The 18,558-nt window shown below is 39.6% G+C and carries 16 protein-coding genes and 1 tRNA gene; 5 read left to right on the forward strand and 12 right to left on the reverse strand.

The genetic code is table 11. The features are described 5' to 3' along the window. Positions 1-144 precede the first annotated feature (144 nt). The 4 genes from VB620_RS00055 to deoC form a co-directional block, all read right to left on the reverse strand. Positions 145-1,290 carry a glycosyltransferase family 4 protein gene (locus VB620_RS00055; protein WP_323194079.1) on the reverse strand — a complete coding sequence of 382 codons (1,146 nt, stop codon included), beginning with the start codon at positions 1,288-1,290 and terminating at the stop codon, positions 145-147. Positions 1,291-1,677: 387 nt separating this feature from the next. Continuing rightward, positions 1,678-3,273 carry an MFS transporter gene (locus VB620_RS00060; protein WP_323194376.1) on the reverse strand — a complete coding sequence of 532 codons (1,596 nt, stop codon included), beginning with the start codon at positions 3,271-3,273 and terminating at the stop codon, positions 1,678-1,680. Beyond that, positions 3,260-4,144, reverse strand: coding sequence for a DNA repair protein RecO (gene recO / locus VB620_RS00065; RefSeq protein WP_323194080.1), 885 nt, complete (start codon positions 4,142-4,144; stop codon positions 3,260-3,262). The genes VB620_RS00060 and recO overlap by 14 nt, the downstream gene beginning before the upstream one ends. Positions 4,145-4,210: 66 nt before the next feature. Next, positions 4,211-4,888 carry a deoxyribose-phosphate aldolase gene (deoC, locus tag VB620_RS00070; RefSeq protein WP_323194081.1) on the reverse strand — a complete coding sequence of 226 codons (678 nt, stop codon included), beginning with the start codon at positions 4,886-4,888 and terminating at the stop codon, positions 4,211-4,213. A 421-nt stretch (positions 4,889-5,309) separates the two neighbouring features. Here deoC and VB620_RS00075 point away from each other — a divergent pair, with 421 nt between their 5' ends. From VB620_RS00075 to VB620_RS00090, 4 genes are all read left to right on the forward strand, one after another. Next, the gene (locus VB620_RS00075; RefSeq protein WP_323194082.1) at positions 5,310-5,969 is read left to right on the forward strand and encodes an EcsC family protein; all 660 of its coding nucleotides are present in this window, start codon (positions 5,310-5,312) and stop codon (positions 5,967-5,969) included. A gap of 114 nt (positions 5,970-6,083) precedes the next feature. Further along, a complete protein-coding gene (locus VB620_RS00080; RefSeq protein ID WP_323194083.1) occupies positions 6,084-6,563 on the forward strand; it encodes a hypothetical protein in 480 nt (159 codons plus the stop codon). A gap of 3 nt (positions 6,564-6,566) precedes the next feature. Further along, entirely contained in the window at positions 6,567-7,733 is a 1,167-nt protein-coding gene (locus tag VB620_RS00085) for a 5'-methylthioadenosine/S-adenosylhomocysteine nucleosidase family protein (RefSeq protein WP_323194084.1), read from the forward strand. 160 nt (positions 7,734-7,893) lie between these two features. Next, a complete protein-coding gene (locus VB620_RS00090; protein WP_323194085.1) occupies positions 7,894-9,963 on the forward strand; it encodes a hypothetical protein in 2,070 nt (689 codons plus the stop codon). 53 nt (positions 9,964-10,016) lie between these two features. Here VB620_RS00090 and VB620_RS00095 read toward each other — a convergent pair whose 3' ends face one another. From VB620_RS00095 to VB620_RS00130, 8 genes are all read right to left on the reverse strand, one after another. Then, positions 10,017-11,162 (reverse strand): DNA cytosine methyltransferase, encoded by a 1,146-nt coding sequence (locus tag VB620_RS00095; protein ID WP_323194086.1) that lies wholly within the window; start codon positions 11,160-11,162, stop codon positions 10,017-10,019. A 108-nt stretch (positions 11,163-11,270) separates the two neighbouring features. After that, positions 11,271-12,710 carry a YcjF family protein gene (locus VB620_RS00100; protein WP_323194087.1) on the reverse strand — a complete coding sequence of 480 codons (1,440 nt, stop codon included), beginning with the start codon at positions 12,708-12,710 and terminating at the stop codon, positions 11,271-11,273. A 223-nt stretch (positions 12,711-12,933) separates the two neighbouring features. Continuing rightward, a tRNA-Met gene (locus VB620_RS00105) sits at positions 12,934-13,010 on the reverse strand. Between the two features lie 48 nt (positions 13,011-13,058). Continuing rightward, entirely contained in the window at positions 13,059-14,012 is a 954-nt protein-coding gene (locus VB620_RS00110; RefSeq protein ID WP_323194088.1) for an asparaginase, read from the reverse strand. Positions 14,013-14,165: 153 nt separating this feature from the next. Beyond that, positions 14,166-14,666, reverse strand: a complete 501-nt coding sequence (locus VB620_RS00115) for a CGLD27 family protein (protein WP_323194089.1) — start codon at positions 14,664-14,666, stop codon at positions 14,166-14,168. Then, a complete protein-coding gene (rsfS, locus tag VB620_RS00120) occupies positions 14,663-15,124 on the reverse strand; it encodes a ribosome silencing factor (protein ID WP_323194090.1) in 462 nt (153 codons plus the stop codon). The genes VB620_RS00115 and rsfS overlap by 4 nt, the downstream gene beginning before the upstream one ends. A 598-nt stretch (positions 15,125-15,722) precedes the next feature. After that, a complete protein-coding gene (locus tag VB620_RS00125; RefSeq protein WP_323194091.1) occupies positions 15,723-16,994 on the reverse strand; it encodes a WcaI family glycosyltransferase in 1,272 nt (423 codons plus the stop codon). Between the two features lie 538 nt (positions 16,995-17,532). Then, positions 17,533-17,721 carry a hypothetical protein gene (locus VB620_RS00130; RefSeq protein ID WP_323194092.1) on the reverse strand — a complete coding sequence of 63 codons (189 nt, stop codon included), beginning with the start codon at positions 17,719-17,721 and terminating at the stop codon, positions 17,533-17,535. A gap of 45 nt (positions 17,722-17,766) precedes the next feature. Between VB620_RS00130 and VB620_RS00135 the strand changes: the two genes are divergently transcribed. Next, the gene (locus VB620_RS00135; protein WP_323194093.1) at positions 17,767-18,411 is read left to right on the forward strand and encodes a DUF3318 domain-containing protein; all 645 of its coding nucleotides are present in this window, start codon (positions 17,767-17,769) and stop codon (positions 18,409-18,411) included. Positions 18,412-18,558: the final 147 nt, after the last annotated feature.

Consider the following 18,558-nt stretch of genomic DNA (forward strand, 5'->3'; position numbering starts at 1 on the left):
TGGTAAACACAAAGACTTTCCCCCGCTCCTTCTCGGCCTACAACCTCATGAATCAGGAATCTATTTCCAGGATATTTTTCCTAAGCATGGTAAATTAAGCACTTACGAATAAGCACTAAAAACTGCACTCAGGAGGGTAATATTTCACACTTTAGGACTGAGAGTTACTGGCCACTGTGCTAAAACTTCCTTATATAATTCTTCTAACTGAATAATATTTTTACTGAGGGTATAGCGGTCTAAAACACGCTGTCTAGCTTTCAGCCCCAGTAAAGCAGTTAACTCAGGATGGTCTTGGAATAGGGGTAAGAGGGTTCTTAATTGCGATCGCACAGTCTTAGTCTTTAAAACTACACCCGCTCCTGCCTCTAAAACCTCTCCATCTGCACCCACGTCCGTAGCTAAACAAGCTATTCCACAAGCCATTGCTTCTAAGAGAGACAGAGACAACCCCTCCACCAATGAAGGCAAAATAAATACATCCGCACCGCGTAAAATATCGATACGTCGCTGTTCTTCTGCTACAAATCCCAACCAAATCACCCCAGATTCTGAACCATAAAATGGTTCCAAAGAAGACTTCAAAGAACCATCACCCACAATCAACAACTTGCTACCAGACCTCATTTGTGATTGCTTCCAAGCCCGCAGCAGCGATTCCACATTTTTTTCTGGTGCTATGCGACCTTGATAAACAAACAAACGTTCCGCCTTGAACTCCTCTTTAATTTTCGAGTCTCCTGGAGAAAACTTCGTAGTATCAACCCCATTAGGAATCACGACAATTTTCTTTTCCTTCACACCCAGACTGGCTAATAACTCGCGCTGAATTTGGGAAAACACAATCACGCGGTCATAGTTCGCTAAACAAGGCGCGTAAAGTTGATAAGCTAACATCTGTGTTCCCGAGATGAATTTTGCCCCTTTACCTGCAAATGCTGTGTGAAAAGTCGCAATCAGAGGTAACTTTAATTGCTCGCATATCTCTGGGAGCATAAAGTCCAAGGGCGATAAACTCAGAGAAGCATGGACTATATCCGGTTTGATTTCCCGTAGCGAATCTGTTAATACCTTCGTCGCTTTCAAAGTGGGAATTGTGTAAACCTGGGACTTATAAAGAAAAGGTAGGGATACTTCTTGAAAATTCTCCCAATTGTCAGATTCTGATGCTTCTTGAGCAAAGTGTAGAAAACTAACTTGGTGTTTCCGATGCAAGGCATTTGTAACTTCTCGACTGTAGGTGACATTCCCACAAAAGGGTGATTTTTTTCCAATCCAGGCTATATGCATTCTTTATTCGCTATTCAGAAAAGCGGGTTTGAATTATCATTTTTTTTAGTTGCTTGGCTTTTAAAGCTGAATAAAAATCCACAATACTCAAATCAACTAGTCAAGCTAGATTACTATTAAATCAGTGGATTTAGAGCTTTTGCACCTAAATATTACAAGTATCGTCTGATGGTAAAAAGTTAATTGACCAGAGATGAAAACAGATAATTAGACTGGTCAGATATTTTGTTAATAACTATTTATTAATAATAAAGTTCGTGTTAGTGAATCTCATTGATAGCTAGCCAGTCCATAATGGATTTTGGCCTTATTTTAGCATGAGAGTAGACTTTTTTAGTAACTCTCTGTGACTTCTAATATCTGGAATTATATATTATGGAGTAATCACTAGGTATGAGAGTTATGCCAAGTTAATAAACCTCCGAAGAAAACAGTTACAGCTAATACCAGAAAAACTGCTGGTAATCCTATCAATGTTTCAGCTACTCCGGCTAATGCTAGAGGTAAAGTCAAGGCGATATTAATCACATTATTTTGCAGACCAAACACCTTACCACGCATATCTGGAGGGGTTTCTGTTTGAATAGTGGTTTGCATCGGGATACCAACTAGCGAGCCAAACACACCCAACAGGCCTACTAACAGTAGAATAATTCCTAGTTGTGTAGCAAATACTGATAAACCAATTAGAGTCACTGACATACCTAAGCAACCGCAGAGACTGAGTTGGGAGTAGGAGAAGCGTTGACCAAAATGACCGATAATTGTCGCCCCAACGGCCATACCAATACCACCAAATGCTAGTAAAAAGCCAAATTGGGAGGCTTTTAAGTTAGGGATTATTTCTGCCATCCGCACAGCTAAAACAGTTAAAGCTGCGAAAACAGAAAATAAAATAGTCAGTTGTAGTAAAGCATTGCGGACAAGAGAATTAGCTTTAAGGTAAGACAAACCATCGCGTAAATCAGAGAAAACGTGAGGAAATTCTGTGTCCGGGTGGTGGGGTTTTTCTTTAGTTTTCAACAGCATCAAAATGAATCCAGCGATCGCATAACTACCACCTACCAACAGTTCCTTTCCGAATCCATCACTACCGCCAATTTGTAGCCACAGTGTATCAGCGATCGCTAACAGTGGTTCCCCAATAGCAAAACCCACAATCACCGAAGCCATCATGGTTGTCGTATAGAGAGAATTAGCTGAAAGTAAATGCTGTTCCTCCACCACCAAAGGAATAGCCGTTTGTTCTGCTGGAGCAAAAAACTGAGTCAGTGTAGAAACCAAAAAAGTCACACCTAAAATTATCCCAAAACCCACAGGTAACATCCCAATGGGTTGCCAATCATCAGTTAACCACAGTAAAAAAGGAATTGACAAAACGAGGATACCACGCCAGGCATTAGTTGTTACCAATACAGTCTTTTTCGACCACCGATCCACAAATACACCAGCCACAGAACCAAACAGTACAGCCGGAATCGTAAAAGCAATCATTAAAGCCGATACCCAACCGCTAATACTTTGATTACTGGCCTGAAACTGAGTATTAATTAAGCCAATCATCAGCACTAAATATACTTTATCTGCTATCTGGCAGAAAAGTTGACCACCCCAAAGAGCCAAAAAATTAGGATTTTTTAATACAGGTAAAAACCCTTGCTGTTCTCCATTTTCTAGTGTTATTTCATCACCAGCACCAGAGCCATTTAATTCTCTTGGTTCTGTTTCGGAAGTAGTTGACAAACTCCCACCATGATCATTTATCTCAGCTATGGATGCTTTGGGAACATTAGTTGTACTAATTTCTGGTGTCTGCTCTTGAACATTGGGAGTAACATCTGGTGTTGGCTGTTCTTGGCTATTTGTAGACTTAGAAACAGCACTCAAGTGATTATTGGCTGTAGGATCTGATACCCGATTTTGTTTTTTGGTGTGGTTTGGTGACAAAGGCAGGATTTTTCTATCCAAATCAGACGGTTGCATCATGGTTAGCGGCAAAATAAGAGTCAATCAAGGTAGCAGAGCGAATAGGGCGACCTAAATGATATTGAGCATATTGGCGCAAAATCTGCTCAACAGATAACCAGCTATAATTTTTGGCGGCCTCCATTCGCATTATCTCTGGTTGTGAGAGATATTGGAGCATAGCTAATTCTGTAGCATCCAAGTGACAAGAAATTACTGGTATTTCTTCTCGGTGAAAAACTGTTTTGTAATCTAAGTTTGGGTGATCTGCTGATGGAGATAGACCTGGCTCATCTCTTTGTTTTCGCAAATTTTCCCAAGCCTCTAAACAGACTGTACCACCAGCAGTCACACTAAATCCCACACGCCAGTTAGGGTCTGTAAAGTTCGGCTTTAAGGAGTTGTGAGTTAAGCAACAAGCTTGTACTTGAGGTGACAAACCTGCCAGAGCAAACAAGTGAAACACTCCATGAGCTAAGTGAGCATAAATAGCAGCATCTTGACTGGGTAATGCTTCCAATTGATCAAGATATTCATTGAGTAACTGGTAAAGTTCCTCTTGGGGTTGTTCACTCAAAGCCTGACACAGGACTATTTCGGCTAAATACTGACCAGCCGCCAGCTTCCCCAAATTTTGAGCCAGACCTGGGTAATTTTTGACAGTTTGTGCTTGTATGATTTTATCGAGCGATCGCCCTTTAGCAATCAGTAATTCATTCACCACAAACATACCAGTTCTAGCACCCAGGCTAGAGTTTTGCTTACGCGCCCCTGGTGCAACTGCTTGAATCAAACCGAATTCTTTCGTCAAAATAGTGACTATTCTATCGGATTCTCCCAGGACTTGGGCTTTGAGATTAATACCAGTGGCTTTATAGGTTCTACTCATTACTCATTAGTCATTGGCTATTCTTTGAGGACAAACAACCCATGACAAAAGACATAAAAATTATGACTATTCTTTATCCAGGTTATCGCGCTGGCGGAGCAAATCCAGACTACGAGACGTACCTAATCTAGTAGCGCCAGCTAGGATCAGCTCTATAGCTTCATTGTAGGTGCGAATACCCCCAGAAGCTTTAATTCCCACGGTTTCTTTGGTGATTTCCTTCAATAGCCGCACATCCGCCACAGTCCCACCACCATTCCAACCCGTACTAGTTTTTAAGAATCCCGCCCCGGCTTCCATAGATATTTCCGCAGCCAGTTTTTTTTCCCTATCAGTCAACAGATTAGTTTCCAGAATCACCTTGATGGTTTGCCCCGTTTCCTCGCAGATTTCCGCAATTTCCCGGTGAACTGCTTCAGTTTTGCCCGCCTTCAACCAACCCAAATTAATTACTACATCTAGCTCAGTCGCGCCATTTTCCGCAGCTTCCTGAGCCTCATAGAGCTTCACTGCTGAAGTTGTCGCCCCCATAGGAAAGCCAATAACAGTACAAACTTTGGGTTTTTTGCCGTGGAGGAGTTCTGCTGCTTGCTTCACATAGGACGGGTGAAGACAAACCGCCGCAAAGTTAAATCTGTCTGCTTCTTCACACCATTGCTCAACCTGCTCTGGAGTAGCCGTTGGCATCAGCAGAGAATGATCGATAAATGGCGCAATATCAATATCAGGATAGTCTGCTGCCATTGGATGTTTTGCCAGTATATTGATTATTAAAGTTTATAAAAAATTAAGACATTTCTTAATATATATATTAAAACACATATCTTCTGGGTTGAACCTGAAAATAACCTGCTGACCTAGTTTTCCCAGCCAAGCCCTAAGTATCTTTCAGGAAAATCAATTAAACACCCCGCCCTAGATGCAAGTCCAATTCTCCCCTCTCCTTACTAAGAAGGCTGGGAGTGAGTTTGGTCTATTTTATTAAAACCCCATTCCCAAGTATTAAACTTGACATTAGACAGTTGTCAGGTTATGAAAGTGAAATCTAATTTGTAAGCATCTTTGTCTGACAAAATTCTCCTCCTAGCGTGATTAGGAAAAATAACAAAATATTTAATAATACAGAATGGTTGACAGAAAACTCAAATGGGAAATTTCGTAAACAATGACTGAAGAATTAAATCAATCGACTATTGAGAAGACTTTTGAATGGCTCTATCAAAGAGCGATTAATGGAATACCTGGTTTTGATTCTGCATCAAAAATGGCTGAAAACTATCTTAATAGAGGGGGTTATTTAGAAGATAATGTCAATGCTCTAATCAAATTGCAAATTGTCAAAGCTGGAACATCGGGCTTTCTTACTGGTTTGGGTGGTCTGATAACGTTACCTGTTGCTGTACCTGCTAATCTCGCCAGTGTAATGTATGTTCATATCAGAATGATTGCAGCTATCGCCTACATGGGTGGATACGATCTTAACGACGATAAGGTTAAAACTTTAATTTATGCGTGTTTGGCTGGAAATTCTGCCAAAGATATTTTCAAACAGTCAGGAATAGTAGTTGGTAAAAAATTAACAACTTCAGTCATCAACAGTATTTCTAAAAAGACGATAGGAGAAATCAACAAAAGAGTTGGGTTTAAACTCATCACTAAATTTAGTGAAAAAGGTGCGATTGTTTTAGGCCGTGTAGTTCCTATTGTTGGTGGTGTTATTGGAGCGTCTGTTGATGGGGTAGCAACTCAAAGAGTTGGGAACATTGCCAGAGAAACATTTATTGGTAAAAAGCCTCAAAATTTATCTTTGGAGAGAGATAATTAATTGTCTTAGGGGTCAAATGAGCATCCGTGTAGAAACTTACGCTAAGGCTGCAACCCTTGCTTCGCATGACTATTACTACCGAAACACAGCATTTATATCAATTAAAAATAAACTATGAGCGATTACGATAGACTAAATGACTTAAAAGATATTTTGGACTTACTCTACGAAAAGCTGGGGGAGTTTGAAAAAGAGTTAATTATTAATGGTAGTAAACCTGCGAATTTTGAAATAAAGCAGCGTATTAAACGAGAGATTCTCCCTGCTATTCGTAAATACGAAACAGAATACTGGGAACTTTACCCACAAGAAGCAATTATTATATCTGATGAGGAAGCTGAAATCCAACTGGTTAAGGTAGAAAAAGCGGTTGTATCTATTGAACAGATATATCCTACTACCTATCCTTCAGAATTAATTTCTCTACTGCAAGAAATTCGAGACAAATTAGAAAAACAAGATAAAGCAGCTTCAGCCAAGTTGAAGTTAGTTTTGCCGTTAATTCCTGCGATCGCATCTTACGAACTAGAGATGGAGACAGAGGGATTGATGTACAAAGCTTGGGAGAAAATTAAAAGAATAGTTCGGAGATAGGCAATGTCAGCAGAATATCAAAAGCAAGTCTTAGAAGACCTAGAAAAAGCCAAAAGTAGCTGGCAAGAAAGAAAATACGCTTTTGAAATCGAAATAATTAGTATTGATGGTTTAGGGAAAAGACTTGAATACCAAAAAGAAATTCAAAGATGTAATGAAGAAATTCAGAGAATAAACACAGAAATAGAGTCTATTAAGCAGGAGTATCACCTAATAAAAAACCAACTAAATACTACTCAATTTTCTGGCTCATCGTTATCTACTCTTGATAAGAGTGAAAGAAAACCAAAAATTGGAATTGTTACAGCTTTGCCAGAAGAATATGCAGCAGTAATAAAATTACTTAAAAATCTTGAGAAGGTTTATTTTCCTGGAAGAAATGGAGGTCGCTCATATCATCTAGGAGATGTTTTTACAGAAGAGGGAGGAAAACATACTATTGTTTTGTGCCTAGCATCAATGGGAAATAATGTGGCAGCAATTCGTGCATCATTACTACTCAATCACTTTCCTGATCTTGAAGCGGTTATTATGGTAGGAATCGCAGGAGGAATTCCTTATCCAGAAAAACCAGATCACCATGTTCGCCTTGGAGATATAGTTATTTCTAATGGAGAAGGTGTTATTCAATACGATTTTGATAAAGAAACAATTACGGAAACTGTCCATAGACATTCCCCTCGACCTCCTAGTGCTTCATTAATAGAGCAAGTAAGACTTCTACAAGTGGGTGAGAGGTTAGGAGATAAACCCTGGTTAAAATTTATTGATAAAGCACTTTCAGAAGATGAGCAATGTCCTTCAATTGACAAAGATATCCTCAGCGATTCAACTAATCCCAGTATTGTAATTCAACATCCCCAAGATTCTAAACGCAAAGATGGTGAACCAAGAGTTTTCTTTGCTCCTATTGCTTCAGCTAACAAACTTTTAAAAAATCCAGTCAAACGAAATCAACTTCGAGATAAGTTTGGAGTTAAAGCTGTTGAAATGGAAAGTTCGGGAATTGCTGACACAACTTGGAATTATGAAATTGGTTATTTAGTTGTGCGTGGAATTTGTGACTATTGTGATTCAAATAAGAATGATGATTGGCACTCTTATGCAGCAGCAGTTGCAGCAGCTTATACAATTGCTTTACTTCAATCGATACCAGTCCCAAAGTTATAGAGCCTCAAGCAACTGAAATAAAACTTGAGGTACGAAAGAATCACGACATTAAAGACAACCCTCGAAAGGAAGTTACAGAAATTACGCTTTTAGGTCGTACAGTATTCAAAATGGAAAAAACACGTTATCTGTAGTATTCAAATAAAAACGGAGTATTTCAATGGATTATCAACAAGAGGAAATAAAAAATCTAGAGAGCATTATAAGTGAATTACAAAGAAGAAAGCACTATTTTGGAATCGAAAAAGCTACTACTGATAGTCCAGGCAAAAAATTTGAGTGCGAAAAGGAAATTCAGAAATGTGAACAAGAAATAAAGGAAAATTATCAAAAAATAGAATTATTAAAAAATCAAAATCAACAAGAAAATTCAATAATTTGGAGTGAATTAAGTCAAAAAATTCAACATATTCCAATCCAAGATGAAACTATTGAATATTTTGTTGCAAGCCGCATAACTGAGCCTGTTGTGGATTTTCAATGGAAAGAATTGGTCATTTTATCACTTACTAAACTAAGGCAAACATCTACTCAAACAGAAGATTCAAGAACCGTTTCGACTGATTATGTAATAAATAGGCTATTACGGCTCGATAAATCAAAGGAGCAATCTCGTGCATTAGCTCTATTTGCATTAGAATACTTAGCTGAAGAAGCAACAGAAAATGAGCTTGAAGAGAAAACAGTTGAATTTATTATTGATAATGCAATAAAAACTCTCAACGAAAATGATGGTCGCACCAGTAAACCAATTACCAGGATCGACAAAGCTTTTGAGAAATTACTGCGTTCTTCCTATTTTGCGAAAATATGTCAAGATAGATTGATACAAAGCTATATCTCAGCTTATGATAGACATCGCACTACAATTGGATGTCTTTTTATGTATACTCTGAATGACATCGAAGTCCTCAATGCTAGAAATTCTAATCAAAAGTTAAATCCTCTTCTAGAAAAGTTGACTAATGCTAGATTAGTTGAAGATCGTGTTAAAGCAGGGCTTAAATTGGTTAACGAGTTTTTTCTTCCACATCTAAACAATAACCTCATAGAAATAGATTTTTTGCCACAAGAACTGTTAAGTTTGACAATTAAAATTCTGCTTAAAATTATTAGTGAGAATGTAACAGATAACAATGCAGTTTCAACTACTGCGCTCTGGGCTTTAAGATGGTTAACAGCATCATGTGAAAATAGTAGCAATTATACAGTTTATCGTTTTACCGAAAAAGAACTAGATATTCTGCGGGGATTTGCTACAAATAATAAACAAGACGTTGTTGCCAGAGGTTGGGCAGTTTTAATCTTGAGTAAATGTAATTATAATTACGAAAAGGCTGTATTTGCTCAAGCAAACTGGATATATGAATGGGCAATTGTGGCAGATGGCGTTAAGCCTCAAAAACAGCTACCAGTCATGATGCCTCTTAATCGTCCCCAAGATATTGTAGTGCTGAAATATTTAATAGGTTCTGATTTGCCTATCGAAGGAAAACGCTCTGTTGCTATTGCCCTGGGAAGATTAGGATGTTTTGTAGAAGAAATGATAGAGCCACTTCTAAAAATTTTTCATGACGATATGGCTGTTTTTAAAGAACGTGACGAAGCATTAGTTTATTTAGCTTTTATTGATAATTTCAAGGTGATATCTCAACTTGGAGAAGAAGCTCAAGAACCATTTGAAAAAGACACTAAAAAATATGATTTACCTGGAAGATGTTTTCTAGCATTAATGGGGATAGGTAATTTAAAAGAACTTCAATACAGACTTATTCATAGCATCAGTGAACAATCCCAGATTAATGCTTATGCCTATGCACTGGCAGGTATTGCAAATTCTCAAGGGATAGAGGTTTTAAAATCTCTAAAAAATCATCAGAAAAAGCAAGTACGTGATGCAGTAAATGATGCTTTATCTAGAGCAAAAGAATGGAATGCTAACAATTCCAACCAAATTAGACATAATTCTTCTAATAGCAATCAAGATAGATTTTTAGCTCGACAAGGTAACTGCATTCATAAGCTCAAAGCTAAGGATAGTACTGGTAGATGGGCATATTATTTCCTTTACATAGAACCTAGTAAAGAAAAGGAATTTATGAATGCACTTGAATCGACTCAAAATATTGATTTAGAAGATTATGGTAAAGTCGTTGGTTCATGTTATGGAGAAAAGCCCGATGAAAAATTAATAAATCTTTTAAAAGAAAAGTATGGGTTTGAGGTTTAATATGTAACTTTATGCTTCACTGCTCATTGAACCCCTTCAGCACCAGGTTAATGTCATGCTAGAGAATGCCAATTCTTAGTTATTAAGAAATCGAGAATAGTTTGAGCTAATGCTTTTGATGCTAAATAGGGTACACCATTACCAATAGTCTTAAACATATTAGTCAATGACATATCTTCTGGAAGGACAAAATTTGCAGGTAAAGATTGAATAGCCAAAGCTTCTGCTACAGAAATGCGTCGGACTTGGTAGGGATGTAAATGTACCTCATTATTACCATAGCAAGCCGTCGGAGAATAACGCCATCTATGCAGACGTTTAAAAGACTTCTTAGAAACATCTCCTTCATCAACAGCCGCAAATTTGACAATACCTGCTCTAGGTTTAAAATAATGTTGAGCATTGGGATGAAGCAAAACATCATTTTGTCTAAACCAATATTCAACGGTTAGTTTTTCCGGTATACCTTCAGGACAAGATGTTATAGAATTTTCTTTGAATGTTTCGCACTTTTGCCAAGGATAATTAAAAACCTTTTCTTGAGGATATAAAATTTGCTTTTGCCAATTAAAATGTAATTCAGCTATGAAGTGATTAATTCCAATGTTTTTAATCAAATTATCTCGAAAACCAATAAGAATAATTCTTTCTCTATTCTGGGGTACACCGTATTCAATAGTATTAATTAACCGCTCTGTTAATATATATCCTGCTTGAATTAACTGCTGCTTGAGAGACTCAAAAAATAACCTGTGTTTTGTCGTCCGCCATAAACCTTTGACATTTTCAAATAGAAAAAAATCTGGCAAATTTCGACAAATTAATTCTACGTAGTCAGCCGAAAGCTTACCATTATCTCCTAATTTTCCTTTATTTTTTCCCCCCACAGAAAAGTCAGGACATGGGGGACCACCAATAAAACCAATTATATGATCAGACTTGCGGCAGTCTTTGACTAATTCATATAGGCGTTGAGCTTCTGTCCCTGTAATCAGTTTGCTTACGTCTGCGGCTTCCCCTTCGTGATATCCATATTCTGGCTGTGGGAGTTTCAGGATTTCCCGTGAATAGCGATATGCTTTCATGAATGGTTTAAATATTTCATTCACGTAGACAATATTAAAACCTGTGCTTTCAAAGCCTAAATCTAGGAAACCTGAGCCAGAAAAAAAGGAAAAAATACAAGAAGAAATACTCATTTATTTAAAACTGAATATATTTTCTTAGATTTTTAAAGATTATTCTCACGCAAAGGCGCAAAGGCGCAAAGTTTATATTATGCGTCTTGACGACTTTGCGCGAAGTTATCATACAGTTTCAGGTTGTGATTGTGGTGATAAACGCTTCACGCCTTGCTGAACAAACTCTGGCAAAAAACCCATTTGCTGATTTCGCTGAAAGACGTTTTGCAAAGTTTGCCGCAATTTATCTAAGTTCAAAGCGGTTCCTGAATCTAGGGCTACTTCCTGCTGTGCAAAATATTCAATTAAACTTAAGCCGGCTACTCTGGTTAGATAAGCTGCGCTTACGCCTTGGACTACACCACCAGCCACAAAGGTGATGGCGTTACTTTTGAGAACGATGCTGACAGCTTTTGTGGAAAGTTCTACTAAACCCAGTTTCAGCATTAAACCTCCCATTGTTCCGGCTAAAGTTTGCGCCTGTTCCCAAGAAAACTTCTGCTGATAGATATTACCTAAATCTATGACCATTTGAGCATTAATGGCCGCAGTGGCGAGAATATCTAGGGCTGGTACTGGGTTAGCAAAGGCCGCAGCCGCAGTTATCCATTGATATTGTTCAATAATTGGGGTGGCGCGATCGCACCTAGTTTGATTTAGCCAGTTTTTCGCTTCAGCTTTCAACAACTTGGATTTTCTCAAAGCAGTTGTCCACACGAGTTGTTGTCCTTTATCTGCGACAATTTCACTCAATTGTTGTGTTAACTGCTGGGTTTCTGGGGCTGGTTGTTCCATCCATTCTTGGAAGTTACCATCAGCTTCATGCTTCCGGACTTTGATGGGAATGGGAGAAGCCGCCGTTGCAACTACATTGTCTGGTATTCGCTGTTTTAATGACAGCAAAACACTAGCACGTTCATCGGCTAAATACTGGTCTTGTTTGTTGAAAACTAAAATAGCCGGCTGATTTGCTACTTTTAACTGCTGTAGGCTTTGAAATTCCGAGTCTGTCAAGTCACCGTTGATGAGGAACAAGACCAAATCAGATTTTTGTACTTGGGCTAAAACAGCTTTATCGAAATTTTCGCCGACTTCTTGAAACAAAGGTGGTGTTTCCCAAAAACTGACTTTTGGCTGTGTTTCTTGCCAACTGCTAGACTCCAGCACTGGAATTAAAGTGCTTTTACCTACAGATTTACCGCCAGTCACAGCCACTTGAATTTCTTGTCTGTCTAATTCGGGCAGCAATTGAGCTACTTCTGAGCGTAATGTCTCTAAGGCTATATGGTGTTCTGCTTCTATTGCCAGTTGGTTAATTATGGTTTGTGTTGTAGCGATCGCACTTTCTACCATTGACCGATCTACAACAATACCATCTAGCGACTCTAAACTAGCTTTTGGGCGATTTTTCTGGAATAACCACAAACCACCACCCACAGCCAAGGCACTAAATAAACCAAACTCACTCAGCTGCACTATGGAATCATGCCAGCTTTGTAATATCCACAGGGAAAAGGATAGTCCCAATCCTCCTACCAAAATCGGTCGCTGCAACTTCACAACCATGATTCTCCGCGCTTTTCGTCAAGTTTCTCTTTCAGAATAGATCAAAATTCTACCTTTCCATCTTCTACAGGTGAACAGAAATACTTTTCTTCATCTATAGCCGTAGCCAAAATTAACTCCCAAGCTTTTTGAGTTTCGTGTCAATTTGTTCATAGCTGATCATCAGCATAAAACAAAACCCCGCAAACTATATAGCTTACAAGGTTTTGTTTTATATTTTATTTGGTGGCGGGAAGTGGATTTGAACCACTGACCTTCGGGTTATGAGCCCGACGAGCTACCAGACTGCTCTATCCCGCGTCGCCTCTTGACTTCTATAGTATAACCACAAAGTCTCAAGTTTGGCAACTATAAAAGTGATAATTCTCCAATTACTTCTAAACGCTTGTATTTTCCCAAGGTCATAAATTTCTCTGAGAGGCTTTCGGCGGCGCTGGGACTAATCCAACCCATCTGTTGCAGTAAGTGAATGGCGACAGCATATTTGGCTCGTTTGGCTCCATCCATGACTTTAATGGTCAATCCCATACCTTCACCCAGTCGGCCAATACATTGCACGCCTTCGGCACCAGATTTACTTACTAGTTCTCCTGGAGCTAAACGCATGAGTTCGGTATCAAATTCGCCCACTCCTGCGACCATTGCAGCATGATGAGTCATGGCACGAACAATGCGCTCCATATCAACGTTGCTACTAGAGGCTAAGAGAGCATACAAAGATGCCATTTGACTGATTTGCATGAGATAGGTGGGTGCGCCACAGTCGTCGTGAGCGCTGAGAAATTCTGCGGCTGGCATTCGCAACAATTCTGCGACTTTGCCTAAAATTAACTGCTGCAATGGGTGCTTGCGTTCGAGGTAGTTATTTAAAGGCCAATGTCGTTGTTGACAAACAGCTAACATTCCGGCGTGTTTACCAGAGCAATTATATTCCAGGGCGCTTTTTTTCCCTTCAGGAATCGGACATTGGAGTGCTGTCGGGTCAAGGTCGGCCCGCCACAGAATATTAAATACTTGTCTTACTTGTGGGATGGTGCTTTTGTGGGAACTAGTAATAATTGCTAAATCACGATCGCTGAGGTTATAGCGTTCCAGTGTACCGGTTGTGGTGACTGCAAGTGCCTGAAATGGTTTGAGTGCTGAACGCACAAATGCCGCAGTTTCAGAGTTACCGGCAACGGATAGAACCCGTCCCCGTTCGTCGCAGACAACAGCCTCGACGATATGCCGTGATTCAGTAATTCCTTCCCGCAGTAGCCGGACTTCTAAGGGTTTGGCTTGAGTTCGTTTTCCCATTGTCATGGGTTAAAATTTATTACCTTTTTTTAAATTAGTACAGCACGGCAGCAATATAACCACCGTGCATCACCGCCATAAAGCCGAAAATACGCATGATTTTCGAGATAGCGGTATTGATTGGTGATTAGTTGTGAATTACTAAACACCAACGCGGATTTATGACAATTGCCAAATTATAGTACCAATAAGAAACATTCCCGCCAAGCCAGCAGAGGTAAATTGTAAGCGCTGGAGAATGGGTTTGATTTCATAAGTCACAATTAGGCGATCGCGCATGATGACTTCCTGCGGTTTCATCCATGTTTGGCCATCATACCAACCTGACTCTTCATAAAATACGGTGGTGTTGTACAGGCGATCGCGTATATAGAGCCAGCCCAATAACAACCGTACTAGTACCAAAACCAGCCCTAAACTCGCGCCTGCTGCGCCACAGAGAATAAAGTGGACAAGTTGCTTGTGTGGGGGGAAACTCGCTGCTGCTACTGGACCCGCTACCAGCCACGATAAACTCCAAATCCAAGCCATTTTGATGATGTAGTCTTGCCAATTCAAGATGGAGTCACAAAATAGCCAGGATGTTTTTAACTGTTCGTATTCATTCAGGGGTTGTTGGTCTGTAGGAACTGGACAATGAGAAACCGAAGGCCTAATCATTTTTGCTTACCCCCACCCTCATCAGAATTTGCCAGGGAGATTCGTTCTGCGTGAGACCAGAATGCTTCTAAATTATAAAATTCTCTCTCTGTTGGCATCATGATGTGTACAATCACTTCGCCGTAATCTAGCAGTACCCAACTACTATCGGCTTTTCCTTCTGTTTGCAGGGGTCGTCGTTGCCAATCAGTTTCTACCTGTGCTTCAATTGTTTCGGCGATCGCCCTCACTTGTACCCTAGAGTAACCGGTCATGATCACAAAGTAATCTGCCAGATAAGATACATCTGCTACCTTTAGCACTAATATCTCATCGGCTTTCCGGTCTGAAGCTGCTGCGGCCACTGTCCCAGCCAGATTATCACTCACCTCTTTGGTTTGGGCTTTTAGTCCTCCGAGTGTACTCTTGATCTCCGAGACAGACTGTAATGGGAAATTTCCTTGGAAATAATCAGACATTAAACCTCAGGTGTTTTATCCCTTGTGTTACAATTTCCTCCAATCACCAACTTACAAACAAAAAATTGCCTAGCAAGTGTATGTGTTGGTTTGTTTGAATATTAACAAAAAAACGAGTGTCTATGGGGTTGAAGGAAAACTAATGGCTGGAATATCTTGTTTTCAGACAAGTTCAGCAATCTCTTTCTAGCTCAGATTTCCGGTATTCATCTACCTCTAGCCAATCTGCCCCACTCTCAATATTTATAACGGTGCTTGTACCAAATTGTTTTAATCTAAAATCTAAAATTCTCGGTCAGTCCATAGCAGCTATGCCCACAAAAAATCAATAAAAATTTATATATAAGTTCTAATTTGGATGAGCCTGTGCCAGACTAACCCAGTTTAGCAGTATCAGCACCTCTGATGGAGATAGCGCCAGGGGTATAGGAAGCAGTTGGAGTCGTAAAAGAATGTCCTCACTATTTCTCAAAATCAGCCAGAGACATATTTGCCATCATTGACATACCTCCTCGTCCTAAAGAAGCGAGGATTCCTTGACACTTCGCTGGAACACGCCACAAGTGGTCTTATCATCCCTCCATGTCCGTGTCAACTGTCAAACTTCCTGCTTTCTCACAATTCGAGACTCAAGTTTTTGACTGTTAGCGATCGCTGCATCAAATAAATCTTCATACTGATTTAAAGCTTGCTCAAAGGCATATTGCTCCGTAGCATACTGACGACTGTGAACACCTAAATCTTTAACCTTGGCGGGATTATTATACAAGTCTAAAATAGCTGTTGCTAAAGCTTTAGAGTCTTCTGGAGGGACAATAACACCCCCACAACTTTGCTTGACAGCTTTTGCTGCTGTACCATTCTCCGGTACAGAGGCCACCAATGCCCGACCACTAGCTAATAATAATTGAATTTTGGATGGCATATTAAAAGAAACCACATTCTGCTTCTGCACTACCAAGCCAACATCCGCAGCTGCTAACATTTGTGGTAATTTTTTACGGGGTTGAAGCGGAAGGAGTAAGACATTATCAGCACCGCACTCCAAACAATACTTTTGCAATCGCTGCAATCCTTTAGATTCGCCGACAATGACAAAGACGATATCTTGAATGTGGCGTAACTGAGAAGCGGCTTGAATCACAGTTTCTAAACCCTGTGTCAGACCAATATTACCAGAATATAGGGCGACAAATTTACCATTCAGATTATGTGCCGACCGAAAAGGATTATTTTTGAGGGACGAAGGGCGGATAAAGTTCACATCAACCCAGTTGGGAATTTGCTCAATTTTCTCAGGTGCTACCCCCTTAGAAATCAAATTTTCGACAAATCCATCAGTAATCACGCTAATTTTTGAGGCTGTGTGATAAGCAAACTTTTCTAATGCACCAAAGATTTTGATCAGGAATTTATTTTTGAGTAGCCCGACATGAATCGCAGCTTCGGGTAAGATATCTTGAAGATTTAACACCACCGGACAGGCGCGTAACCATCCTAAAAGGGCAGCAGGGACACAAACAGGTAGTGATGGGGAAGTGGAAAGAATTACATCCGGTCGCCAGCCAAACAGAGCAGGTAAAAAGCTAGTAACCACAAAGCTAGCATCTAACAACACTCGATCTAACAGATTGGGCTGGGGGCGAATCCAGATATAACTGCGTTGGATTTGAACATTATTTTTGTATTCATTTAAATACCACTTACCCCGGTAACCCTCATAAATTTGACGTTCTGGATAGTTAGGCATAGCAGTGATGACGCGGACTTCATGCCCACGCTTGGCAAGTCCCTCCGCTAGTTCTGTCATCAGTGGAGCTATACCAATTGGTTCTGGATAGTAGTTGTAGGAGTAGATTAAAATCCGCATACAAAATTATTTATAAGTCTCCTGGTTTTTGTGGTTCATGAGCATATTTTGAGTAAAATCGCTACTTCTCACTTTAATGCTGCTATATTTAATTCTCTCTTCAGAGCTTCTTTAATAACAGGGGTTTTTATTGAAGATTTAGTAAATTTTGCATCAGCCAATTAAGTACAAAGGTTAATGTACCTTTTGTCACTATTAACGTTGTATAGAATGTATGGTCTATGATTTTGCCTAAGTATTATACTTGCCAATGATGTGCCGAATACATTTTCAGCAATAATTAATAGAAAATTCTGAAGACTCTCAAAATATCAAGTAGAGTCTTAGGCTGATTTCTGCTGGTATTTTGAACATCTAAAAGGATGGTGATAATGACTGTTTTAATAAGAATGTTGTTCCATAAATTTGAGGTTTTATAGATAAATTTTACTATATTAAGTATATACGTAGATACTTAGTTAAAGTTGGCATCAATTTACTACTTGAAAAGAAGTATAATAAAATCCGATGTTAAAGTCTGCCGGTGGATATTCATAGTTTATTTTCCTAAATTTTGGTATAGATAGCACAAACCTATGAAGATTTGGTAAACAATAGGAATCATATCAAACAATTGTAGGGCGATCGCTCCACAGATAGCCATCGGCATGGAAGTATCATAATTGGCGGTAACAGGAACTTTGACCCACTCGTGAGGCGAATCATCACCGAAATAGCTATACTCCAAAGTGATACCCTCACTATATACTGAAGTTTTCTAGGGCTGGATTTTATGACATCCTACGCAACCTCCTTTGCCAAGGCAGAAATGAGTGAACTCCGGCGGTTAAAAGGTCTACTACCGCCAGAATTACAGAGCTGGGTCACGGTTGAAGGTACGACCGAGGTTAATCCACCGATGATCCGTTGCGAAGAAATTGGTAAAGACCAAGTAGAAATTCAAATTGACTTAGTGAAATGGGATGCTCTGGCTATGGATCAGCGTAATCTCTTATTTTGGCATGAAGTGGCTCGTATTCAAAATGATACGATTCCCAAAGATGGTTGGGAAATGGCAGCATTAGCTATTGGTTTAGGTGGTGCTGTGGGCGAATTATGGGTACAGGATGGATTATTGCTGGTATTAGCTTTAGCGCTATCTGGTGTGTCTGGTTGGCGAGTGTATCAAAAGAATAATGGCGAAAAGCAAATTAGAGAATTACTAGTTGCTGACGAGAAAGCCATAGCTTTAGCAACGCGGTTTGGTTATAGTCTCCCCAACGCCTACAAAAGTCTCGGTAGTGCGTTAAAAACAATGATTGATAGTACAGCTAGCAAGCGCCAACGGTCTCGCTATGAAGCACGACTTTCTGCTCTCAAACGCAGCGCTAACAAAGCTAAAACTAAATCTCGCACTACAGATGAAGCTGGACTGTAGAATGCAGTTATTAGCTGGGTTGGGTAGTTCCCAACCCCAAATAATATTTGTTTGATTAATTTTTAACAACTTGAGATTACTGCTTGAGCGAGAAAGCGCTTCATCTCAATAATGTTGGTTCTGGAACCTGTGCGGGTGGAACAAAGT

The sequence above is a fragment of the Nodularia harveyana UHCC-0300 genome (genome assembly GCF_034931085.1).
GTDB classification, from domain to species: Bacteria; Cyanobacteriota; Cyanobacteriia; order Cyanobacteriales; family Nostocaceae; genus Nodularia; species Nodularia harveyana.